General features: G+C 68.0%; 17 protein-coding genes. 7 read left to right on the forward strand and 10 right to left on the reverse strand.

Translation table 11 applies throughout. The features are described from left to right. Window positions 1-19: 19 nt before the first annotated feature. The 3 genes from ABT114_RS06325 to ABT114_RS06335 all read right to left on the reverse strand — a co-directional run bounded on the left by ABT114_RS06325 (window position 20) and on the right by ABT114_RS06335 (window position 6,549). A complete protein-coding gene (locus ABT114_RS06325; RefSeq protein ID WP_351139171.1) occupies window positions 20-1,738 on the reverse strand; it encodes a protein kinase family protein in 1,719 nt (572 codons plus the stop codon). A gap of 117 nt (window positions 1,739-1,855) precedes the next feature. Continuing rightward, the gene (gene murJ / locus ABT114_RS06330) at window positions 1,856-4,105 is read right to left on the reverse strand and encodes a murein biosynthesis integral membrane protein MurJ (RefSeq protein WP_351139173.1); all 2,250 of its coding nucleotides are present in this window, start codon (window positions 4,103-4,105) and stop codon (window positions 1,856-1,858) included. Between the two features lie 44 nt (window positions 4,106-4,149). Next, window positions 4,150-6,549, reverse strand: coding sequence for a DUF6049 family protein (locus tag ABT114_RS06335; protein ID WP_351139175.1), 2,400 nt, complete (start codon window positions 6,547-6,549; stop codon window positions 4,150-4,152). A 258-nt stretch (window positions 6,550-6,807) separates the two neighbouring features. Between ABT114_RS06335 and ABT114_RS06340 the strand changes: the two genes are divergently transcribed. Continuing rightward, window positions 6,808-8,250 (forward strand): CCA tRNA nucleotidyltransferase, encoded by a 1,443-nt coding sequence (locus ABT114_RS06340; RefSeq protein WP_351139177.1) that lies wholly within the window; start codon window positions 6,808-6,810, stop codon window positions 8,248-8,250. A gap of 111 nt (window positions 8,251-8,361) precedes the next feature. Here the strand turns inward: ABT114_RS06340 and ABT114_RS06345 are convergent, their stop codons facing one another. From ABT114_RS06345 to ABT114_RS06360, 4 genes are all read right to left on the reverse strand, one after another. Next, window positions 8,362-8,868 carry an LppU/SCO3897 family protein gene (locus ABT114_RS06345; protein ID WP_351139179.1) on the reverse strand — a complete coding sequence of 169 codons (507 nt, stop codon included), beginning with the start codon at window positions 8,866-8,868 and terminating at the stop codon, window positions 8,362-8,364. A 117-nt stretch (window positions 8,869-8,985) separates the two neighbouring features. Then, window positions 8,986-10,248, reverse strand: coding sequence for an MFS transporter (locus tag ABT114_RS06350; RefSeq protein WP_351139181.1), 1,263 nt, complete (start codon window positions 10,246-10,248; stop codon window positions 8,986-8,988). A 126-nt stretch (window positions 10,249-10,374) separates the two neighbouring features. Then, window positions 10,375-11,457 (reverse strand): inositol-3-phosphate synthase, encoded by a 1,083-nt coding sequence (locus ABT114_RS06355; protein WP_351139183.1) that lies wholly within the window; start codon window positions 11,455-11,457, stop codon window positions 10,375-10,377. 43 nt (window positions 11,458-11,500) lie between these two features. Then, on the reverse strand, window positions 11,501-12,184 hold the full coding sequence (locus ABT114_RS06360) for a PadR family transcriptional regulator (RefSeq protein WP_351139185.1): 684 nt from the start codon (window positions 12,182-12,184) through the stop codon (window positions 11,501-11,503). A gap of 374 nt (window positions 12,185-12,558) precedes the next feature. On the opposite strand from ABT114_RS06360, the gene ABT114_RS06365 reads away from it, so the two are divergent. Then, complete coding sequence (locus tag ABT114_RS06365) at window positions 12,559-15,261, forward strand: transglycosylase domain-containing protein (RefSeq protein ID WP_351139187.1); 2,703 nt, start codon at window positions 12,559-12,561, stop codon at window positions 15,259-15,261. Window positions 15,262-15,391: 130 nt separating this feature from the next. Continuing rightward, the gene (locus ABT114_RS06370) at window positions 15,392-16,891 is read left to right on the forward strand and encodes a glycosyltransferase family 87 protein (protein ID WP_502987681.1); all 1,500 of its coding nucleotides are present in this window, start codon (window positions 15,392-15,394) and stop codon (window positions 16,889-16,891) included. Window positions 16,892-16,991: 100 nt separating this feature from the next. Here the strand turns inward: ABT114_RS06370 and ABT114_RS06375 are convergent, their stop codons facing one another. The 3 genes from ABT114_RS06375 to ABT114_RS06385 all read right to left on the reverse strand — a co-directional run bounded on the left by ABT114_RS06375 (window position 16,992) and on the right by ABT114_RS06385 (window position 19,700). Continuing rightward, window positions 16,992-18,023, reverse strand: a complete 1,032-nt coding sequence (locus tag ABT114_RS06375; RefSeq protein WP_351139192.1) for an alanine racemase — start codon at window positions 18,021-18,023, stop codon at window positions 16,992-16,994. A 65-nt stretch (window positions 18,024-18,088) separates the two neighbouring features. Then, the gene (gene femX, locus ABT114_RS06380) at window positions 18,089-19,210 is read right to left on the reverse strand and encodes a peptidoglycan bridge formation glycyltransferase FemX (protein WP_351139194.1); all 1,122 of its coding nucleotides are present in this window, start codon (window positions 19,208-19,210) and stop codon (window positions 18,089-18,091) included. 178 nt (window positions 19,211-19,388) lie between these two features. Next, window positions 19,389-19,700 carry a hypothetical protein gene (locus tag ABT114_RS06385; protein ID WP_351139196.1) on the reverse strand — a complete coding sequence of 104 codons (312 nt, stop codon included), beginning with the start codon at window positions 19,698-19,700 and terminating at the stop codon, window positions 19,389-19,391. 285 nt (window positions 19,701-19,985) lie between these two features. On the opposite strand from ABT114_RS06385, the gene rpsF reads away from it, so the two are divergent. From rpsF to rplI, 4 genes are all read left to right on the forward strand, one after another. Then, a complete protein-coding gene (gene rpsF, locus ABT114_RS06390) occupies window positions 19,986-20,276 on the forward strand; it encodes a 30S ribosomal protein S6 (protein WP_005482942.1) in 291 nt (96 codons plus the stop codon). A gap of 77 nt (window positions 20,277-20,353) precedes the next feature. After that, window positions 20,354-20,944: a single-stranded DNA-binding protein gene (locus ABT114_RS06395; protein WP_351139198.1), complete on the forward strand. Its 591-nt coding sequence runs from the start codon at window positions 20,354-20,356 to the stop codon at window positions 20,942-20,944. 81 nt (window positions 20,945-21,025) lie between these two features. Next, the gene (rpsR, locus tag ABT114_RS06400; RefSeq protein ID WP_003949403.1) at window positions 21,026-21,262 is read left to right on the forward strand and encodes a 30S ribosomal protein S18; all 237 of its coding nucleotides are present in this window, start codon (window positions 21,026-21,028) and stop codon (window positions 21,260-21,262) included. Between the two features lie 18 nt (window positions 21,263-21,280). Next, window positions 21,281-21,727: a 50S ribosomal protein L9 gene (gene rplI / locus ABT114_RS06405; RefSeq protein ID WP_030665943.1), complete on the forward strand. Its 447-nt coding sequence runs from the start codon at window positions 21,281-21,283 to the stop codon at window positions 21,725-21,727. The last annotated feature ends 89 nt before the right edge of the window (window positions 21,728-21,816 follow it).

The following is a 21,816-nucleotide window of genomic DNA, read 5'->3' on the forward strand; positions in this document are numbered from 1 at the left end:
CTCCCCCTCCGGTGAGACGTCAGCCCGTGAACTTCACGTCGGTGATGGCTTGCTTGTAGCCGGCGCCGCTGTACTCGTCCTCGCCCGAGTAGGGCGCCGCGGTCAGCCAGATGAGTACGTACCGGGTCTTCACCGCCTTCTTGGCGGAGATCTTCAGTTCCTTGCCCGAGGTCGTGGCCTCGGCGATCTGCGTCATGGAACTGAGAGGAGCTGACGACGAGAGCGAATCGGCGGCGTAAAGGGCCACCGTCGTGTGGTCGCCGCCGTAGTTCAGCCCTATCGAGGCCGCCGACACGTCCTGTGCGGAGCCGAGGTCGTAGACGATGCCCACGCCCTGCTTGTAAGGCGCCAGCACGGGCCCGCCGTTGAAGGAGTACGTCCGCCAGTACGTGGAGCTGTCACCGTCGTAGGTGAGCTTCACGTCGTTGGCGTGCTGGGGCTTGCCGTCCGGGTAGTACTCCGCCGCGTCCTGGATGCTCAGTGTCTTGACCGGCTTGGTCTGCTCGCTGTTCTTGTCGTTGTCGTCCGTCGTCTGCGTCTGGTTTGTGTCGTCGGACGAGTTGCCCTGATCCATCAGGGCGTCCGCGAGCTGCCAGCTGCCGAGGCCGAGGGCGGCGATCAGGAGCGCCGAGACGGCCCACTTCAGCGCCTTGCCGGTACGGCTCTGCAGCGGGGGTGGCGGGGTCGGCACCGGCTGCGTGGCACCGGGACGCGGTGCGGGACGGCCGTACGTGCCCTGCTGGTAGGTCGTGCGCTGGTACTCGGGCGGTGCCGTGAACGCGGGCTCCGGCGGGCGGATGCGGGGCATCTCGCCGATGGCCTTCACCAGTTCCTCGGGCGTCGTGCACGGGGCTTCGTGGCGGGAGGCCGTGGCGCCGTCGTTGACGAGCGCACGCATGGCCAGCTCGGACAGGCCCCGGTGGACGTGGGCACGGACCTGGTCGGGGGCGATGAGGCCGACGTCCTTGGGCAGGCCGGACAGGCCGTACGCGTCGTTCTCGTACGGCCAGCGCTGGGTGAGTGCCGCGTACAGCAGGGCGCCGATCGCCTCGGTGTCGGTGCGCTGCGGGGTGTCGGAACTGATGCCGCGCAGCGCGGCGTTCACGGCGAGGCCACGGATCCGCCACTGACCGGTGGAGGCACGCAGCACTGCGTTGGGGTTCAGGCGCAGATGGGCGAGGCCCTCGCGGTGGGCGGCGGCCATGGCGGAGGCGATCTGGCTGACCATCTGGTAGGCGTCGTGCGGCTCCAGCGGGCCGGAGGACAGCAGTGTGGTCAGCTCGGTGGCGTCGGGCAGCCACTCGTGGACGACGTAGACGAGGTCGTTCTCCTCGACGGCGTCCAGGACCTGGACGAAGCGGGGATCGCCCAGCAGCGCAGAGGAGCGGGCCGCGGCCAGTACGGAACGGGCCCGCGCATGGTCCGCGGGCAGTACGTGCACGCCGACGGCGCGACGGAGTTTCTCGTCGACCGCACGCCAACTGCTGAATCCGTCCAGACGGGTGACGCACTCCTCGAGGCGATAGCGTCTGGCGAGTTTGTGGCCGCTGTGCAGCTCGGGTGGTGAGGCCTTCCCGGGATGCTCAGTCCCGCCACTCCCCTGTGCCTCGTCGATGTCCGTGTCCCGCTCCCGGTTCTGGGCCACCCCGTCGGCCGTGGACTGGTCCGCCTGTGCGGTCAGCGGCTCATCGCCGCTGTTGTCTGCCACGTCGACGGCAGCCGTGCTCCGTTCCGCCACCGTCGTCCCTGCCTCCCCATCTGTTGCGCGCCGTCCGACGCCGATCCAATTGTGCCCACAGTCCGCCGCTATGCACGACACACGATGGCGGACGATGGTTGTGCGCCTACCCCCGTCTCAGCGACCCAGGCGCCCGCGCACCATACCGACGAGGGAGTTCAGTTCGTCGATCCGCATGCGGCGGGCGGCGACGTAGAAGATCCCGAGCAGGACGGCACCTCCGGCCAGCAGCGCGGCGAAGGAGCCGGCGACCCCTTGGCCGAGCGTGTGGCCGATGCCGTAGCAGGCCGCGCCGGCCAGCAGCGCGGCCGGTACCGAGGCGATGCAGAGCCGCGCGTAGGTGCGCAGCACGCGCGTGCCGTCCAGGTCGCCGCCCAGCCGCTTGCGCAGCCGGCGCCACGCGACACCGACGCCGATCGCGTAGGCGAGGCCGTACGCGGCGGCCATGCCGACCACGGCCCACCGGGCCGGGACCAGGAAATAGATCAGAACCGAGGCGCCCGCGTTGACCGCGGCCACGATGACCGTGTTGTAGAAGGGGGTCCGGGTGTCCTCGTAGGCGTAGAAGGCGCGCAGCACGACGTACTGCACCGAGTAGGGGATCAGGCCCAGGCCGAAGGCCATCAGCATGAAGCCCATGTTGGTGGCTTCGCTGGTGCCGGAGGAGCCGAAGATCAGCGTGCACATCGGGATACCGAGGGCGAGGAAGCCGAAGGCGATGGGCACGATCGCGACGGCCGTGGTGCGCAGCCCCTGGGAGATGTCGTCGCGGACGGCGCCACCGTCGCCCTCGGCCGCAGAGCGGGAGATCCGCGGCAGCAGCGCTGCCATCAGGGAGACGGTGATGATGGCCTGTGGCAGACCCCAGATCAGCTGGGCGTTGGCGTAGGCGGCGAAGCCGGTGCCCTCGACGTGCGAGTCCTTGCCGGCGGCGGTAGACAGCTGGGTGACGACCATGGCGCCCGCCTGGTTGGCGAGGACGAACAGCACGGTCCACTTGGCGAGCATCGCGGCCTTGCCGAGGCCGTGGCCCTTCCAGTCGAAGCGCAGCCGCGGCCGGAATCCCGTCTCGCGCAGATACGGGATCATCGCGAGGGCCTGGACGACGAGGCCGAGCAGGACGCCGATGCCGAGGAGCCGCTGGCCCTCCGGCGGGATGTTGCCGGCCGTCATCCCGGAGTTGCCGGCGGTGCCGTACACCCAGATGAACATGCCCAGCGTCACGATGATGACGATGTTGTTCAGGACCGGGGTCCACATCATCGCGCCGAACCGGCCCCGGGCGTTGAGGATCTGCCCCATCACCACATGAACGCCCATGAAGAAGATCGAGGGCAGGAAGTAGCGGGTGAAGGTGACGGCGACCTCGTTGGCCGCGGGGTCGTTGGCGACCCCGACCGACAGCATGCGCACCAGGAGGGGCGCGGCGTACATCGCCAGTGCGGTGAGCACGCCGAGCGCCACCATCACGAGGGTCAGCAGCCGGTTGGCGAAGGCCTCGCCGCCGTCCTCGTCCTCCTTCATCGCCCGCACGAGCTGCGGCACGAAGACGGAGTTGAGGCCGCCGCCGACGGTGAGGATGTAGATCATCGTCGGCAGCTGGTAGGCGACCTGGAAGGAGTCGCCGAGGAGGCCGAGGCCGAGGGCGGAGACGATCAGCGCCGAGCGGACGAAGCCGGTGAGGCGGGAGACCATCGTGCCGGCGGCCATGACGGCGCTCGACTTCAGCAGGCCCGACGCCCGCCCGCCCTTCTTCGCGGCGGGAGCGTGAGCCGGGGCGGGTGCCTCGGCTGCGGGAGGCGGCGTGGGGGCCTGGTACTGCCCCAAGCGCCCCAGATCCGCGCCGGCTGCGGTGGCCGGCTCAGGCACGGCCACAGGTTCCATCGGCGGGCGTACGGCGCCCTGTTGCTGGTCCCGGAAAAGGTGGGCGAAGGCGTCCGGCTCGTAGCGCTCGTCACCGGTCTGGGTGACCAGGTCGTCGACGCCCACGAACTGGGTCGTACGAGGGTCCTCGCCGTAGGGCAGGTACTGGGTCGGGCCCGCAGGCTCCGGTGCCGGGGTCTGCGCCCACACGCGCGGGTCGGGGGCGTACGGCGACTGGGGCGGCTGGGCGTACAGCGGCTGCTGCGGCTGGTACGTGCCCGGGGGCGGCGGGGGATGTGCGGCACGGTCGTAGAGCGCCTCGGCGACCGGGTCCTGGGCGGAGAGGTCCTGCGCCCGGTAGGGATCCTGGTCGTAGGCGTCCTGGAGGTACATGTCCGCCGGGTGCTGCGGCGGCACCTGGCCGTGCTCGGGCGGCGGGCCCTCGGGGTGGTGACCCGAGCTGCCCGCGGCCTGGCCGCGGGCACCGTCGTACGGCGCGTTCATGGTTACCCCACCTCATCGTCCCGGGCCCACCGGCCACGACATCCTCAACGGTCCACTCTCTCACCCGTGCCGGACGGGTCCGTGCTTTCCGCTGCGGTGTCCGGCGTCGGGTCACTCGGCTGCTCCGGGTCGTCTGCCCCGGACCGGGTGCCGGACTCTTCCTTGAGATGGTCCCCGGGGCCATCGGGGTTCCCCGGGCCGTCCGTCGCCTCGCCGGCCTCGCCGCTCTCGTCGGGGCCGTTCTCCTCGTCCTCCCGGGCGGCCGCGCGCTTGCGCTGGGTGTACATCCGGAACCCGGCCAGGACCAGCAGCAGGACACCGCCCCCGATGACCAGCATCACCGTGGCCGTGATCTCCGTGACCTTCACGTCGAAGGTCACCGGCGAGCCGTACTCCTGGCCGTCCTCCGTGTACAGCTGGGCGACCACCGTGGTCTGGCCGTTGACGTTGGCGGACGTGGTGAACTTCACCGTCTGGCTGTGCCCGCCGGATACAGCGATGGGCTGCTCGTCGTAGGCGTTGCCGCCGATCTTGAGGCGGGTCGGGTTGGTCGAGGTGAGCCGCAGAACCAGGTGGTCGGCGCCCTGAACCAGGTTGTTCTGCACGGTCACAGGGATCGTGGCGCTGCGGCCGGAGAGCTTGGTGTCGGACTTGTCGATCAGCTTGACCTGGCCGGTGAGCGTGTCGAGATAGGCCTCCACTTCCTGGCGGAAGATGCTCGCCTCGGTCGTCCGGCCGCGCCACGACGTGGACATCTCACGGTTCAGGGCCCGCCCGAAGGGCGTCACGACACGGGACTCGTCGGTGAGGATCACCTGGAAGTTGTCGAGTTTGTCCTGCGTGTTCGCGATCTGCTCGAAGGCCGACCGCGGCAGCTCCTTCTTGCGCAGCGAGGAGGGGTACTTCGACGCCGACGGGATCTTTGTGGTGGCACCCGGGTCCGGCTTGGCCTTGGCGGCCGCCGTGAGCCCCTGGGACTGGGACCAGTTCCCGCCCTGGAGGGCGGTCAGCGCCTCGGCCATCACCTGGGCCTGGCTTCCGGTCGGCATGCGTTGCGGGGCTACGACGATGCTGCGCTGATTGTCCGTCTGGAGGTTGAGCGTGAGGCTCTGGGCGAGGAACTGCTGCACGGCGAGCGTGGAGTCCGTGGCCTTCGTCAGATCGCCCTGGAACGCCGTGGACAGCCGCGCGTCCGCGACCACCGCCGTGGTGCCGCCCCCGATCGGGCGGGCTGCCGAGGGCGTGTAGGACAGGCCACCGGTCTCCACCAGGCTGTCGCTGCGCGCGATCACCTTGTCGGCACCCGCGGAGGTGGCCACCTTGACGATCGAGGGGTCGACGGCGCCCTCCACGGGCCAGGCGAAGTCCGTGGTCGGTGTCACGTGGAGAATCGGCTCCACCGTGTTGGCGACGACGTCGGAGGCCGCCTTGAGGTGGCTGAGCGAGCCGGTGACGCTCGTGCCGTTGTGGGCGAGGGAGGCCAGGTCCGGGTCGGCGAAGGGCAGGGCCACGACCTCCTTGTCCGCCACCGCTTTCTGCAGTTCCGCGAGCCACTGCTTGGCGACCGCCTGGTGGGTGCCCGCCGTGGTGGTGTCTCCCGCGCCCCGGACCCGGTAGCTGCGCGTCATCGCGTCGACGGACGCGAGCAGGTCCGGGTCGATCACCCACGTGACGTCGAGGTTCTTCCCCAGGGACAGGAGCTGGTCGAGACGGCCACCGGGGGAGATCTCCTTGGCCAGGTCGTCGTTGAGGAAGACCGGCGTCTGCTGCTCGTTCGAGCCGGTCTCCGCCGTCATATGGACGGTCGAGATGAGCGGCCACAGGACCGTCGTCTTCGTCCTCGTGTCCGCCTCGTCCGGCTGCCACGGCAGGAACGTCCGCTGGATGCCCAGCACCTGTTCCCACGGCTGTGCGGCCGTCTGCCCGGAGAGCGAGACGCCGAGGGGATAGACCCCGTCCTCGCCGAGGTCCAGCTTGTCGACCGGTACGGAGATGCTGAAGTGCTCTGCGACACCGGGCGTGAGCTTGGAGAACTCCTCGACGTACTTACCGCCGACCTCCGAGCCGTCCGTGCCGGGGAGGTATCCGGTGCGTTCGGCGACGGTGTCGATCGCCGAGCGGGTGGTCAGTACAGACCCCACCCGCACGCCGACATGGGCGTCGCTGACCGTCTGCTTGCCGTTGTTCGTCACCGTGCCGGAGACGGTCACGGTGTCTCCGTCGGTGGGCACGGACGGGGTGAGTGTGTCGAGGGAGACGGACACCGTGCGGGAGCCTGAGGCGGCCTGTGCGGAGTCCTGTCCGGCTGCCTGCGCGGTCGGGACGGTGGGCAGCTGGAGCAGACCGGCCAGCAGAGGCGCACCGGCAAGCAGCGCTCCGGTGCGCCGCAGCCACCGGCGGGCAGGTGAGGGAGTCATCCCCTGGAAGTCTGCCGCCTCGGCCACGCGCTCGCCCGTCCCTCGTCGTCGTCAGTGGTCGTCGGAATGTGCGTCCACGCATGGTAACGATGTCCGCTGAGGGGAAGTGCCGCGGACTGCTCCACAAGATCGGAGGACATCGGCGGGCCGCCCCGTATATGCCCGTATAAAGAGGAGCAGCGATGTACGTCACAAGGGCAGATCTTGTGCATGTATCCATGCATATGTCCGTGCATGCTTAATGGAGGCGCTCCCGCCCGTCCGGGCCACGTACCCTCTTCTGTTGTGCCGAACGCCAACGAAGACACCTCCAGTGCCCTGAGTCAGGTGCAGCACCGCGCGGTCAGTGAGCTGCTGCGGGTCGCCCCTGTCGCCGACGACCTCGCCCGCCGCTTCCAGGAGGCCGGGTTCTCACTCGCCCTGGTCGGCGGTTCGGTCCGGGACGCGTTGCTCGGCCGGCTCGGCAATGACCTGGACTTCACGACCGACGCCCGCCCCGAGGACGTACTGAAGATCGTGCGGCCGTGGGCGGACGCCGTCTGGGAGGTCGGGATCGCCTTCGGCACGGTCGGGGTGCAGAAGGACGGCTACCAGATCGAAGTGACCACCTACCGCTCCGAGGCGTACGACCGGACCTCGCGCAAGCCCGAGGTCTCGTACGGCGACTCCATCGAGGAGGACCTCGTCCGGCGTGACTTCACGGTGAACGCGATGGCCGTGGCGCTGCCGGCGAAGGAGTTCATCGACCCGCACGGCGGGCGCGAGGATCTCGCCGCACGAGTGCTGCGCACCCCGGGCACCCCGGAGGACTCCTTCTCGGACGACCCGCTGCGGATGATGCGGGCCGCGCGCTTCGCCGCCCAGCTCGACTTCGAGGTCGCCCCCGAGGTCGTCACCGCGATGAAGGAGATGGCCGGCCGCATCGAGATCGTCTCGGCGGAGCGGGTGCGGGACGAGCTGAACAAGCTGATCCTGTCCGCACACCCCCGCAAGGGACTGAGTCTGCTGGTTGACACCGGCCTCGCCGACCATGTGCTCCCCGAGCTGCCCGCGCTGCGCCTGGAGAGTGATGAGCACCACCGGCACAAGGACGTCTACGAGCACACCCTGATCGTCCTTGAGCAGGCGATCGAGCTGGAAGAGAACGGCCCCGACCTCACCCTCCGTCTGGCCGCGCTGCTGCACGACATCGGCAAGCCGCGCACGCGCCGCTTCGAGAAGGACGGCCGGGTCTCGTTCCACCACCACGAAGTGGTCGGGGCGAAGATGACCAAGAAGCGCATGACGGCGCTCAAGTACTCCAACGAGCTCGTGAAGGACGTCTCACGTCTGGTCGAACTCCACCTACGCTTCCACGGCTACGGCACCGGCGAGTGGACGGACTCTGCCGTCCGCCGCTACGTCCGTGACGGCGGCCCCCTCCTTGACCGTCTCCACAAACTGACCCGCTCGGACTGCACCACGCGCAACAAGCGCAGGGCGGCCGCGCTCTCGCGGGCGTACGACGGTCTGGAGGAGCGCATCGCGCAGCTGAAGGAGCAGGAGGAGCTGGATTCCATCCGGCCTGACCTCGACGGCAACCAGATCATGGAGATCCTGGGCGTCGGCCCGGGCCCGGCCGTCGGCCAGGCGTACAAGCACCTCCTGGAGCTCCGGCTGGAGAACGGGCCGATGGGGCACGACGCTGCGGTGGCGGCGCTCAAGGAGTGGTGGGCCGAGCAGAGCTGAGAGGGCGTGAAACGGGGGCATGTTTCACGTGAAACATGCCCCCGTTCCGCAGATGTCAGGGGCGGTGTTTCACGTGAAACACCGCCCCTGACATCTGCGCCGAGCTAGGTCTTACTTGACTTCCTTGAGGCAGAGCACCACGTCGTGGGCGTTGCCGGACTGGACGTAGTAGATCGTCGCGTCCGTGACGGTCTCGCACTTGGTGTCGTCGCTGGTGTCGTCAAACTTCTCGACGACCTTGTACTGGGCCCCGCTGGAAGAGCAGTCGACCTCGTTGAGGTCGGCATTGGAGTCCGTGCCGTCGTTGTGCATGCACGCGCCGACCGAGGTCGTCTCCGCGTCACTGCGGCTGAAGAACCAGCCCAGCCCCCACGCCCCGCCGAACTTCACGAGGGCGATGATGATGGCGACGAGGATGCCGGCAATGATACGCAGCGGCTTCTTGCCTCCGCGCTTGGCCGGGGCCGGGGGCGGAGGAACCGGAGCCCCCTGGGCGGGGAACGGGGCGTACGGAGCGCCCTGCGGCGGAACCCCAGGCTGGACGGCCTGCTGCCCCACTGGCGGAGGAGGCGTCTGGGCGTACGGGTTCTGGCCCTGGGGTGGCGGCGGAGTTGTCACGTTGGGGGTCCCCCTAGAACATGGATGCGCTTGGCGCGAAATAAGACGCACGTAAGTTATCCGGCCCCACTGGCCACTTTGCTCTCCCGAGAGCACTCTGTGGCTTTGATGTGACACTTACTGGCGCTCAAAGCGGGCCATAGTCATAGCAACCACTCCGTAGACCACGGCAACGAAGACCACCAGCGGTACCGAGCGGCCGTCCGGTGGCAGCATCACGGCGGCCACCGCGGCGGCGCCGACGAAAGCGACGTTGAACAGGACGTCGTACACGGAGAAGATCCGGCCACGGAAGCCGTCTTCGGCCGAGGACTGCACCACCGTGTCCGTGGCGATCTTCGCCCCCTGGGTGACGAGCCCCAGGACGAATGCCGCGGCGAACATGGGGACTTCGGCGAAGGGCAGGCACAGCGCGAGCACCAGAACGGCAGCGGCTGCGGAGCAGGTGACGATCCAGCGGCCCGGCCCCAGTCGCCCTGCCGCCGACGGTGTCACCACGGCCGCCGCGAAGAAACCCGCTCCCGAGACGCCCACGGCCACTCCCAGCAGCGCCAGTCCCTCGTCCGAACCGGACGACCAGGCGTACCGGCAGAGCATCAGGACCATGACGGTCAGGGCGCCGTAGCAGAACCGCATCAGCGTCATCGAGGCCAGCGCCCAGGCGGCCTCCCTTCTGCCCGGCTCGGCGAGATGCCGTACCCCGGCCGCAAGCCCGCGCGCGGTACCGTTCAGCGCCGCCACCAGCCGTGGCCGTACCAATGCGCGGTCGGGACCCAGCAGTTCCGGCGCCATGCGCAGGGACGCGAGGGCCGCGCACAGGTACAACACCGCGCCCAGCAGAACCACGGCCGCGTCGGAGTCAGCGACCACCAGCCGGACGACGAAGGCGAGGCCGCCGCCCGCCGTCGCGGCAAGCGTTCCGGCGGTTGGGGAGAGGGAGTTGGCCATCACGAGGCGCTCGGTGTCGACCACCCGGGGCAGCGCTGCGGACAGTCCCGCGAGGACGAAGCGGTTGACGGCGGTGACACACAGGGCGGAGACGTAGAAGAGCCAGTCGGGGACATGACTGATCATCAGGGCCGCCGTCACCGCTGCCAGCAGGGCGCGCAGCAGATTGCCGTACAGAAAGACCTGACGACGGCGCCAGCGGTCCAGCAGGACGCCGGCGAAGGGGCCCACCAGGGAGTACGGCAGCAACAGCACCGCCATCGCGGAGGCGATCGCGGCGGCCGAGGTCTGCTTCTCCGGCGAGAAGACGACGTACGTGGCGAGACCCACCTGATAGACGCCGTCGGCGCCCTGGGAGAGCAGCCTTACGCCCAACAGGCGCCGGAAGTTCCGGAAGCGCAGCAGAACACGCAGATCGCGGACGACGGACATGGGGCACAGCCTCACACATGCGGAGGGTCCCCGGGTCGTGGAACCCGGGGACCCTCAACCGCCCTGGCAGGAGCAGTGTCAGCGCCGTGGGGATCGGTCTCGCCGGCCCACAGCGGCTGTGTCTCGCTAGCGCTCGACCTCGCCCTTGATGAACTTCTCGACGTTGGCGAAGGCCTCGTCGTCGAAGTACTGGACCGGCGGGGACTTCATGAAGTACGAGGAAGCCGACAGGATCGGGCCGCCGATGCCGCGGTCCTTGGCGATCTTCGCGGCGCGCAGGGCGTCGATGATGACACCCGCGGAGTTCGGGGAGTCCCAGACCTCGAGCTTGTACTCCAGGTTCAGCGGGACGTCACCGAAGGCGCGGCCCTCGAGACGGACGTACGCCCACTTGCGGTCGTCGAGCCACTGCACGTAGTCCGAGGGACCGATGTGGACGTTCTTCTCGCCCAGGTCACGGTCGGGGATCTGCGAGGTGACAGCCTGCGTCTTCGAGATCTTCTTCGACTCGAGGCGGTCGCGCTCCAGCATGTTCTTGAAGTCCATGTTGCCGCCGACGTTGAGCTGCATGGTGCGCTCAAGACGGACACCGCGGTCCTCGAACAGCTTCGCCATCACACGGTGCGTGATGGTCGCGCCGACCTGCGACTTGATGTCGTCGCCGACGATCGGGACGCCCGCCTCGGTGAACTTGTCCGCCCACTCCTTGGTGCCGGCGATGAAGACCGGGAGGGCGTTGACGAAGGCGACCTTGGCGTCGATGGCGCACTGGGCGTAGAACTTCGCCGCGTCCTCGGAACCGACGGGAAGGTAGCAGACGAGGACGTCGACCTGCTTGTCCTTGAGGATCTGGACGACATCGACCGGGGCCTCGGCCGACTCCTCGATGGTCATGCGGTAGTACTTGCCGAGACCGTCGAGGGTGTGGCCGCGCTGGACCGTGACGCCCTTGTTCGGGACGTCGCAGATCTTGATGGTGTTGTTCTCGCTGGCGCCGATGGCGTCGGAGAGGTCGAGGCCGACCTTCTTCGCGTCGACGTCGAAGGCGGCGACGAACTCGACGTCACCGACGTGGTAGTCGCCGAACTGCACGTGCATCAGGCCCGGGACCTTGGACGCCGGGTCGGCATCCTTGTAGTACTCGACGCCCTGCACCAGCGAGGCGGCGCAGTTGCCCACGCCGACGATGGCTACGCGAACCGAACCCATTCCGGTTGCTCCCTGTGTGTACGAGTGAGGCCCTGAGTGGGACTCACGTGGTGGTGTCGTCGGGCGTATCCGGCCGGGGGTCGTCCCCCGGCCGGGGCAGGCCGCCCGCCGCTCCAGATGTCGTGTCCTGCTGAGCGAGCCCCCCGGAGGCGGAACCTTTCAGGTCCCGCCCGGCTCGCTCGCTCTCGATGAGCTCGTTCAACCAGCGCACTTCGCGCTCCACGGACTCCATTCCGTGGCGCTGGAGCTCAAGCGTGTAGTCGTCGAGGCGCTCCCGGGTGCGCGCCAGGGAGGCGTGCATCTTCTCCAGACGCTCCTCCAGCCGGCTGCGGCGGCCCTCCAGCACGCGCATGCGTACGTCGCGCGACGTCTGCCCGAAGAAGGCGAAGCGAGCGGCGAAGTGTTCGTCCTCGTACGCGTCGGGTCCCGTCTGCGAGAGCAGCTCCTCGAAGTGCTCCTTACCTTCCGCCGTCAACCGATAGACGATCTTGGCGCGACGCCCTGCGAGTGGAGCGGCGAGGGCGTCCTCGGGGGCGTTTCCCGTCTCCTCGATCAACCAGCCGTTGGCGACCAGCGTCTTGAGGCAGGGATACAGCGTCCCGTAGCTGAACGCACGGAACACACCCAGTGACGTATTGAGTCGTTTGCGCAGCTCATAGCCGTGCATCGGGGACTCGCGGAGCAGGCCGAGTACGGCGAACTCGAGGATCCCGGAACGCCGGCTCATCGTCGCCTCCTCTCTGCCGCGGACGGGCCGTGACGGTCTTTATGCCGAGCTGATGTATCGACTCGATACATCATGACGATAGAACGGCCTTCCGCATGCGACAAGAGGGGAGAGGGTGAACGGGATCACATCCCCGATTCGTTGGACGCGAGTTGCCTGATTTGGGGTGAACTTCGGGTCCCGGCAGGTTTTGGCGGTGCGTAGTCTGTGCGCCATGCACACCACCGGGAACCGAGTGACGCCTGGGGACGTCCTTGTCCTCGGTGCAGTACGGGTGAATGCGCGACCGACCACATCCGTACTTCGGGGGGACCGGAAACCAGCCGCCGTTTCCAGGCGCGCAAGGGTGCGCCTGCCCGAGGAGTAATCGTTCGATGAGCGAGCACCGTCGCAAACCGCCGCAGCCGCAGGGAGGCGGACGTGCCGCGGCCCGACGCGGCCAGTCCGGTTCGTCCTCCGGCCGCCGTGCGGCACCGCGAGGCGCCACCGGATCTCTGTCCGATTCGTACGGGTCGGGTTCCTATGAGCCGGGAGGCGAGGACCCGTCGTACGGCGGCCGCGCCGAGGCCAGGCGCGCGGCACAGAGAGGTAGCGGCCGCCGTAGAGCGGCCGAGAACGGAACCGGCGGCCGCCGCGGCGGCCCCGGCGGCCCGAACGGTCCCGGACGGGGCAGAGGGCGCGCGACTGCTCCCGGCAAGAAGCGCCTAATCGACTACCCGCGCGTCGGCAAGTACGGGTGGCGCCGCTGGGTGCCGTCCTGGAAGCTCGTCTCCGGCCTGTGCATCGGCTTCATCGGCAGCCTGGTGGCCGTGGCGGGCATCGGGTACGCCATGGTGAGCGTCCCGAACGTCGCGGATACCGCGGAGGCCCAGAACAACGTCTACTACTGGTCCAACGGCAGCCAGATGGTCGCCACGGGCGGTGAGACGAACCGCCAGATCATCAACCTGTCGCAGATTCCCAAGGCGATGCAGTACGCCGTGGTGTCGCAGGAGAACAAGACCTTCTACACCGACAGCGGCATCGACCCCAAGGGCATCGCCCGCGCAGTGCTGAACATGGCCAGGGGCGGTGAGACGCAGGGTGGCTCCACCATCACCCAGCAGTACGTGAAGAACGCGCGGCTGGACGACCAGTCGCAGACCATCACGCGTAAGTTCAAGGAGATCTTCATCTCCATAAAGGTCGGGGCCACGGTCAAGAAGGACGACATCATGGCCGGCTACCTGAACTCCGCGTACTACGGGCGCAACGCCTACGGGATCCAGGCCGCCGCACGCGCGTACTTCAACAAGGACGCCATCAAGCTGAACCCGGGCGAGTGTGCCTTCCTGGCCGCGATGCTCAAGGGCGCCACGTACTACGACCCCGCCGGCGCGACAGCCTTCGATACCTCCGCCACCCAAGAGGCGAACACCAAGCGGGCCCTGCTCCAGATGCAGGACACCCTCGACAAGATGGTCGAGTACGGCCATCTGAGCGCCACGGACCGGGCCAAGTACACCACGATGCCCGACTGGAAGAACCCGCGGTCGAACACCGAGCTGAGCGGCCAGATCGGCTACCTCGTCGACCTCGCCAACAGCTACGTGGTCACCCACAGCGATGAAACCGGCATCACCCAGGAGAAGCTGACGCAGGGCGGTTACTCCATCTACACGACCTTCGACAAGAACAAGGTCAACGAGCTCGCAGCAGCCGTCACGAAGGTCCAGAAGGCGAACATCAAGCCCAAGGAGCGCCCGGAGACGGACACGCACGTCCAGTTCGGCGGGGCCTCCGTGGATCCGGCGTCCGGCGCCATCAAGGCCATCTACGGCGGTGAGGACGCGACCAAGCACTTCACCAACAACGCCGACGCCACCGGTGCCCAGGTCGGATCGACGTTCAAGCCGTTCGTGCTCGCCGCGGCCATGAAATGGGGTGTGCGCAATCCTGACGGCCCCGAGGAGCAGGCGCAGGACGAGCGCACCATCGTCTCCCCGAAGAGTCTGTTCAGCGGCAAGAACAAGCTGAAGATCGAGGACTACAAGGGAGATGTGTGGACGAACGAGAAGGGCGAGGAGTGGCTGCAGACCAATGACGGCAACGCCTCGTACGGCTCGGCGCCGAAGTACAACATCGACCTCCGTGAGGCGATGAGGGAGTCGGTGAACTCCGCCTTCGTCCAGCTCGGCATGGACGTCGGTCTGGACAAGGTGAAGGAGTCGGCCACCGACGCGGGCCTGCTCGAAAGCAGCCTGACCGGCACCAGCTACCCGTCGTTCTCCATCGGTATCTCCGACCCGAGCGCGATCCGCATGGCGGGCGCGTACGCCACCTTCGCGGCCAGCGGCGAGCAGCGCGACCCGTACTCCGTCGAGAAGGTCACCAGCAAGGACGGCGTGGTCTTCACGCACAAGGTCCAGACGAAGCAGGCCTTCACCGCGAAGGTCGCGGACAACGTCACGGACGTCCTGAAGACCGTGGTCGAGAAGGGTACGGGTACTGCCGCCCAGCTCACCGGGCGGGACGTGGCCGGCAAGACCGGTACCACCGACGGCAACAAGTCCGCCTGGTTCGTGGGCTACACGCCTCAGCTGTCCACGTCGATCGCCATGTTCCGCCTGGACGACGACGAGACCAAGAAGAACCGTACGTTCCTCGAGATGTACGGAACGGGTGGCCAGAAGAAGATCCACGGTGCCTCCTTCCCGGCCCAGATCTGGCACGACTACATGGAAGACGCGCTGAAGGGCGAGAAGGCGGAGAAGTTCCCGACCCCCGAGTCCATCGGTGAGGTCGTGAACGAGGAGCCGTCGCCGACTCCCACGCCATCGGCCAGTGAGACCGAGGAAGCCAGCCCGACGCCGAGTCCCACGCCCTCGGAGACGCTGACCAGCCCATCTCCCTCGGCGAGTGACACCTGCGGCAATTTCAGCTGGAACTGCAGCAATGGCGGTACCGACGCGGGCAGCACGGACGGTGGCAGCACCGACGGTGGTGTGACCTCGTCACCGACAGCCACGGAGACGAGCGGCAACACCAGAGGCAACGCCAACGGCAACGGAGGCCTCTTCGGAGGCCCAACCGGATAGTCGCCTATCCCCTGCCATGGGTGTTTCACGTGAAACGCCCGGATGTTTCACGTGAAACGAGGGCCGCCGCACTGACCCAGGTGCGGCGGCCCTCGGCGTATTCCTAGGTGCGTACGGCAGGATGTGCCCCATGCCCAGTGCAGAATCGACGCCGACGAGCGTGCACGAGCCCGATCCGGTACGACCGACCAGGGACGATGAGGTCGCCGCGGCCGGCAGTGAGCTGATCGGCGGCCCCATCGGACGGCGTGCCCTGCTGGGGACGTCCTGGTGGACTCCGGTACGAGTCGTCGCGCTCGTGGCGATCGGCATGTTCGCCCTCGGTCTGGTCCAGAAGGCACCTTGCTACAACGGCGGCTGGTTCTTCGGTGCCAGTTCCCAGTACACGCACGCGTGCTACTCGGACATCCCGCACCTCTACCAGGGGCGGGGGTTCGCCGACGGGCTCGTGCCGTACTTCGACAAGCTCTCCGGCGACATGCAGTACCTCGAGTACCCGGTACTGACCGGTGTGTTCATGGAGGTGGCCGCCTGGCTGACGCCCGGCAGCGGCACCATCCAGCACCAGGAGCAGTGGTACTGGATGGTCAACGCTGGGATGCTGATGGTCTGCGCGGCCGTCATCGTGGTCTGCGTCTCCCGTACGCACGCCCGTCGCCCCTGGGACGGCCTGCTGGTCGCTCTGGCGCCCGCCTTCGCGTTGACCGCGACCATCAACTGGGACCTGCTGGCGGTGGCCCTGACAGCCGCCGCGATGCTGATGTGGTCACGGGGCCGCTCCCTCGCCTTCGGCGTCCTGCTGGGGCTCGCCACAGCCGCCAAGCTCTATCCCCTCTTCCTGCTGGGACCGCTGTTCCTGTTGTGCTGGCGCGCGGGCAAGTGGCGGGACTTCGGCAAGGCCCTGGGCGGCGCGGTCGTCTCCTGGCTCGTGGTGAACCTGCCGGTGATGCTCTTCGCCTTCGAGGGCTGGTCGAAGTTCTACACGTTCAGCCAGGAGCGGGGCGTCGACTTCGGTTCCTTCTGGCTGATCATGGCGCAGAACTCGACCAATCCGCTCAGCACCGACACGGTCAACACCCTGGCCACCGTCCTGATGGTGCTCTGCTGCGGGGGCATCGCGGCGCTGACCTTCACCGCTCCGCGCAGGCCGCGCTTCGCCCAGCTGGCCTTCCTGATCGTCGCGGCGTTCATCCTCACCAACAAGGTGTACTCCCCGCAGTACGTCCTGTGGCTCGTGCCGCTGGCCGTGCTGGCCCGGCCGAAGTGGCGGGACTTCCTGATCTGGCAGGCGTGCGAGGTGGCGTACTACCTGGGGATCTGGATGTACCTTGCGTACACGACCAGCGGAGACGCCCACAAGGGACTGCCGACCGACGGTTATCACTGGGCCATCGGCGTGCACCTGCTGGGGACGCTGTACCTGTGCGCCGTCGTCGTACGCGACATCTTCATGCCGGAGCGGGACGTGGTGCGCCGGGCAGGCGACGACGACCCCTCGGGTGGGGTGCTCGACGGCGCGGAGGACGTGTTCGTCCTCGGCCCGGCGGCCCATCCGCCGCGGCACGCGGCCTACTTCGACGGGCCGCAGGTGGAGTGGGGCAAGCAGGGGCCGGTCGACGGTTCGCTCTGAGCGAACAAGGTGTGAGTGAGCCATGCGAAAGGCCGTACACGAAGACTCCGTGTACGGCCTTTCGGTGTTGCCGTACGGCTCAGGGGCTTACCCGCGCCGCTCAGCGGTCCACGATCCGGTCGAACTGCGTGGTGGTGTGCCGCAGATGGGCCACCAGCTCCTCGCCGACCCTCGGCTCCGGGGCGTCCGTGGGCACGAACAGGATGGAGACCTGCATGTGCGGCGGCTCGGCGAACCAGCGCTGCTTGCCACCCCAGACGAACGGTGAAAGGTTCCGGTTCACCGTGGCGAGGCCGGCGCGGGCGACGCCCTTGGCGCGCGGCATGACGCCGTGGAGGGCCTTGGGGGCCTCCAGGCCCACCCCGTGCGACGTACCGCCCGCCACGACCACCAGGTAGCCGTCCGAGGCTGCCTTCTGCTGCCGGTAGCCGAACCGGTCGCCCTTGGAGACGCGCGTGACGTCCAGGATGGCGCCCCGGTACTCGGTGGCCTCGTGGTCCCCCAACCACAGTCGCGTGCCGATGCGGGCACGGAAGCGGGTCTGCGGGAACTGCTGCTGCAGCCGGGCGAGTTCCTCCGCCTTGAGGTGGCTGACGAACATCGTGTGCAGCGGCAGGCGGGCCGCGCGCAGCCGGTCCATCCAGCCGATGACCTCCTCGACGGCGTCCGAGCCGTCGGTGCGGTCCAGCGGCAGATGGATCGCGAAGCCCTCGAGACGGACGTTCTCGATGGCGGAGTGCAGCTGGGCCAGATCCTGTTCGCTGATGCCGTGGCGCTTCATCGACGACATCACCTCGATGACCACCCGTGCGCCGACCAGGCCGTACACGCCGTCGATCGACGACACCGAGCGGATCACACGGTCGGGCAGCGGTACGGGCTCCTCGCCGCGCCGGTACGGCGTCAGCACCAGCAGGTCACCGCCGAAGAAGTCCTTGATACGCGCGGCCTCGTACGTCGTGCCGACGGCCAGGACGTCCGAGCCCAGCCGCGTGGCCTCCTCCGCCAGCCGCTCGTGGCCGAAGCCGTAGCCGTTGCCCTTGCAGACCGGGACGAGCCCCGGGAACTGCTCCTGCACGTGCTTGTGGTGCGCCCGCCAGCGCGCGGTGTCGACGTAGAGCGTGAGCGCCATGGCCGGACCTGGAACCTTTCTCGTGACTGCGGTGTATCAAAGGTATGGAAGCACCGAACGCGACGTCAGCGGCGCGACATGTAGATGTCGAGCGCCTTGTGGAGCAACTTGTTCAGCGGGAAGTCCCACTCGCCGAGGTATTCGGCGGCCTGCCCGCCCGTGCCGACCTTGAACTGGATCAGGCCGAAGAGGTGGTCGGTCTCGTCCAGCGAGTCGGAGATTCCGCGCAGGTCGTAGACGGTGGCGCCGAGCGCGTAGGCGTCGCGCAGCATCCGCCACTGCATCGCGTTGGAGGGGCGGAATTCACGGCCGATGTTGTCGGAGGCGCCGTAGGAGTACCAGACGTGGCCGCCGACGATCAGCATGGTGGCCGCCGACAGGTTCACGCCGTTGTGCCGGGCGAAGTACAGCCGCATGCGGTTGGGGTCCTCGGTGTTGAGGGCAGTCCACATGCGCTGGAAGTACGACAGCGGGCGGGGCCGGAAGTGGTCGCGCACAGCCGTGATCTCGTACAGCCGCTGCCACTCCTCCAGGTCGTGGTAGCCGCCCTGGACGACCTCGACACCGGCCTTCTCGGCCTTCTTGATATTGCGGCGCCACAGCTGGTTGAAGTTTTTGTGGACCTCTTCCAGGGAGCGGTTGGCCAGTGGCACCTGGTAGACGTAGCGGGGCTGGACGTCGCCGAACCCGGCGCCGCCGTCCTCGCCCTGCTGCCAGCCCATGCGGCGCAGCTTGTCGGCCACCTCGAAAGCACGCGGCTCGATGAAGTCGGCCTCGATGTCGCGCAGCCGCTTCACGTCCGGGTTCTGGATGCCGGCCTTGATGGAGGTGGCCTCCCAGCGCCGGATGATCACCGGCGGCCCCATCTTCACGGAGAAGGCGCCCTGCTGCTTGAGGTGCGCGAGCATCGGTTCCAGCCAGTCGGTGAGATTCGGCGCGAACCAGTTGATGACCGGCCCCTCGGGCAGATAGGCCAGGTAGCGCTTGATCTTGGGGAGCTGCCGGTAGAGGACCAGGCCCGCGCCGACCATCTCGCCGGTGCGGTCGTCGAACCAGCCGAGGTTCTCGGAGCGCCACTCCGTCTTTACGTCCGCCCAGGCCGGAACCTGCATGTGACTCGCCGACGGCAGGCTCTGGATGTATGCCAGATGCTGCTCGCGACTGATGGTCCTCAGGGTCAGGCTCATTCGGGGCGCTCCTCGGGCTGGTGTGTCCCCATGGGTACAGGGGCTCCGGCTCTCGCGCCGAAGCCTACTGCGCCTCGCGAGCGGCCCGACTGGGCGTACGGGAGCCCCGCCCCGGCCCGGAGGGCGGCCGGGGCGTTACGCGGTGCTTTACGCGGTGTTCGAGGATGCCTCGACGGGCTCAGAAGAGTCCGCCGAAGAGTCCGCCGTGTGCCATGCCGAGGAAGAATCCGATGGCTGAGGCACCGAGGCCCAGGATCAGCCCGAAGCGCTCGCGGGTCGTCTCGGAGATCCACTGCCCGTAGGCGCCGGTGAAGATTCCCACCAGGCCGGCCCAGGAGCTGAGCAAGTGCAGGTTGTGGAACATCGCCGAGACGAAAGCCGTGATGCCCAGCACCAGGGTCACTGCGAGCAGCGTGTCCTGGAGTGGGTGGGACTTTCCGTCCGTGGCGAAAAGGCCGCCGACGGTGTTGGGTCGCAATGCCTGTGTCATGGGACACCTCCTGCGGAAGGCGGCGCATCGTAGCGCCGCGCACACCCGATGTGTACAGATTGACGGTCTCCCCGGCCGGATTTCAACCGGAAGCAGGTGTGCAGGTAGTCTGTAGCGTCTGCACCGGTGTCTGCCCAGGCAGAGCCAGGGATCCGCCCAGGCCAACCGGGGACGTCGCCAGTCGACCCCCGATTGTCAGTGGCGGCCGATACCGTTGCGTACGCATCACAACCCTCCTGCCACGGAACGACCGTGGCCGCTGAGTCCAAAGGAGGTGGGTTCCACATGCGTCACTACGAGGTGATGGTCATCCTCGACCCCGATCTGGAGGAGCGCGCTGTCGCCCCCCTGATCGAGAACTTCCTCTCCGTCGTCCGTGAGGGCAACGGGAAGGTCGAGAAGGTCGACACCTGGGGCCGTCGTCGTCTCTCGTACGAGATCAAGAAGAAGCCCGAGGGCATCTACTCGGTCATCGACCTGCAGGCCGAGCCTGCGGTCGTCAAGGAGCTCGACCGCCAGATGAACCTGAACGAGTCGGTCCTCCGGACCAAGGTCCTCCGTCCCGAGACCCACTGAGCTCTTCCGCTCAGCTGATCTCGGGATTCGAGTAGCAGCACCAGCAGCCAGCAGCAAACCCGCCGAGAGGTTCCCCCATGGCAGGCGAGACCGTCATCACGGTCATCGGCAATCTTGTCGATGACCCCGAGCTGCGCTTCACCCCGTCCGGTGCGGCGGTCGCGAAGTTCCGCGTCGCGTCGACCCCCCGCACCTTCGACCGCCAGACGAACGAGTGGAAGGACGGCGAAAGCCTCTTTCTGACCTGCTCAGTCTGGCGTCAGGCGGCGGAGAACGTCGCCGAGTCGCTCCAGCGAGGCATGCGCGTCGTCGTGCAGGGCCGGCTGAAGCAGCGGTCCTACGAGGACCGCGAGGGCGTCAAGCGCACGGTCTACGAGCTGGACGTCGAGGAAGTCGGCCCCAGCCTGCGCAACGCCACGGCCAAGGTCACCAAGACCGCCGGCCGCGGTGGTCAGGGCGGCCAGGGCGGTTACGGCGGCGGTGGCGGCCAGGGTGGCGGCGGCTGGGGCGGTGGCCCCGGTGGCGGCCAGCAGGGCGGCGGCGCTCCTGCCGACGACCCGTGGGCTTCCAGCGCTCCCGCCGGCGGCCAGCAGGGCAGCGGCGGTGGCGGCGGCTGGGGTGGAAACTCCGGCGGCGGTGGCGGCTACTCGGACGAACCCCCCTTCTAGGCCTACGGGCAGGGCCCTTCAGGCCCGACCGGGTCGAAGGCGGGTCGTATCCCAACTTCTTGATCACACAGGAGAAACACCATGGCGAAGCCGCCTGTGCGCAAGCCTAAGAAGAAGGTCTGCGCTTTCTGCAAGGACAAGGTCACGTACGTGGACTACAAGGACACGAACATGCTGCGGAAGTTCATTTCCGACCGCGGTAAGATCCGTGCCCGCCGCGTGACCGGCAACTGCACGCAGCACCAGCGTGACGTCGCCACGGCCGTCAAGAACAGCCGTGAGATGGCGCTGCTGCCCTACACCTCCACCGCGCGATAAGGGAAGGGTGACCGACTAATGAAGATCATCCTCACCCACGAGGTCTCCGGCCTCGGTGCCGCGGGCGACGTCGTCGACGTCAAGGACGGTTACGCTCGCAACTACCTGATCCCGCGGAAGTTCGCGATCCGCTGGACCAAGGGTGGCGAGAAGGACGTCGAGCAGATCCGTCGTGCTCGCAAGATCCACGAGATCCAGACCATCGAGCAGGCCAACTCCGTGAAGGCCCAGCTCGAGGGTGTCAAGGTCCGCCTGGCCGTCCGCTCCGGCGACGCCGGTCGTCTCTTCGGCTCCGTCACCCCGGCCGACATCGCCTCGGCGATCAAGGCTTCCGGTGGCCCCGAGGTCGACAAGCGCCGCATCGAGCTGGGCGCGCCGATCAAGACCCTGGGCGCCCACGAGACGTCCGTGCGTCTGCACCCCGAGGTTGCCGCCAAGGTCAACATCGAGGTCGTCGCGGCCTGATCGCTGCGCTCGGCTTGAACAGCCGAGAAGGGGCCGCACCCGCCAGGGTGCGGCCCCTTCTGCGTGCTCGGGTACAAGCAGTACTTAGC

The organism is Streptomyces sp. NPDC002088 (assembly GCF_040296605.1).
Classification (GTDB): domain Bacteria; phylum Actinomycetota; class Actinomycetes; order Streptomycetales; family Streptomycetaceae; genus Streptomyces.

Excerpts from the sequence above, each read along its gene's own strand:
- ABT114_RS06370 (WP_502987681.1), top strand. The coding sequence starts at position 15,392 with ATGCCCAGTGCAGAATCGACGCCGACGAGCGTGCACGAGCCCGATCCG.
- ABT114_RS06360 (WP_351139185.1), bottom strand. The coding sequence starts at position 12,184 with ATGAGCCGGCGTTCCGGGATCCTCGAGTTCGCCGTACTCGGCCTGCTC.
- ABT114_RS06350 (WP_351139181.1), bottom strand. The coding sequence starts at position 10,248 with ATGTCCGTCGTCCGCGATCTGCGTGTTCTGCTGCGCTTCCGGAACTTC.
- femX (WP_351139194.1), bottom strand. The coding sequence starts at position 19,210 with ATGAGCCTGACCCTGAGGACCATCAGTCGCGAGCAGCATCTGGCATAC.
- rpsF (WP_005482942.1), top strand. The coding sequence starts at position 19,986 with ATGCGTCACTACGAGGTGATGGTCATCCTCGACCCCGATCTGGAGGAG.
- ABT114_RS06355 (WP_351139183.1), bottom strand. The coding sequence starts at position 11,457 with ATGGGTTCGGTTCGCGTAGCCATCGTCGGCGTGGGCAACTGCGCCGCC.
- murJ (WP_351139173.1), bottom strand. The coding sequence starts at position 4,105 with ATGAACGCGCCGTACGACGGTGCCCGCGGCCAGGCCGCGGGCAGCTCG.
- ABT114_RS06395 (WP_351139198.1), top strand. The coding sequence starts at position 20,354 with ATGGCAGGCGAGACCGTCATCACGGTCATCGGCAATCTTGTCGATGAC.
- rplI (WP_030665943.1), top strand. The coding sequence starts at position 21,281 with ATGAAGATCATCCTCACCCACGAGGTCTCCGGCCTCGGTGCCGCGGGC.
- ABT114_RS06375 (WP_351139192.1), bottom strand. The coding sequence starts at position 18,023 with ATGGCGCTCACGCTCTACGTCGACACCGCGCGCTGGCGGGCGCACCAC.
- rpsR (WP_003949403.1), top strand. The coding sequence starts at position 21,026 with ATGGCGAAGCCGCCTGTGCGCAAGCCTAAGAAGAAGGTCTGCGCTTTC.
- ABT114_RS06385 (WP_351139196.1), bottom strand. The coding sequence starts at position 19,700 with ATGACACAGGCATTGCGACCCAACACCGTCGGCGGCCTTTTCGCCACG.
- ABT114_RS06365 (WP_351139187.1), top strand. The coding sequence starts at position 12,559 with ATGAGCGAGCACCGTCGCAAACCGCCGCAGCCGCAGGGAGGCGGACGT.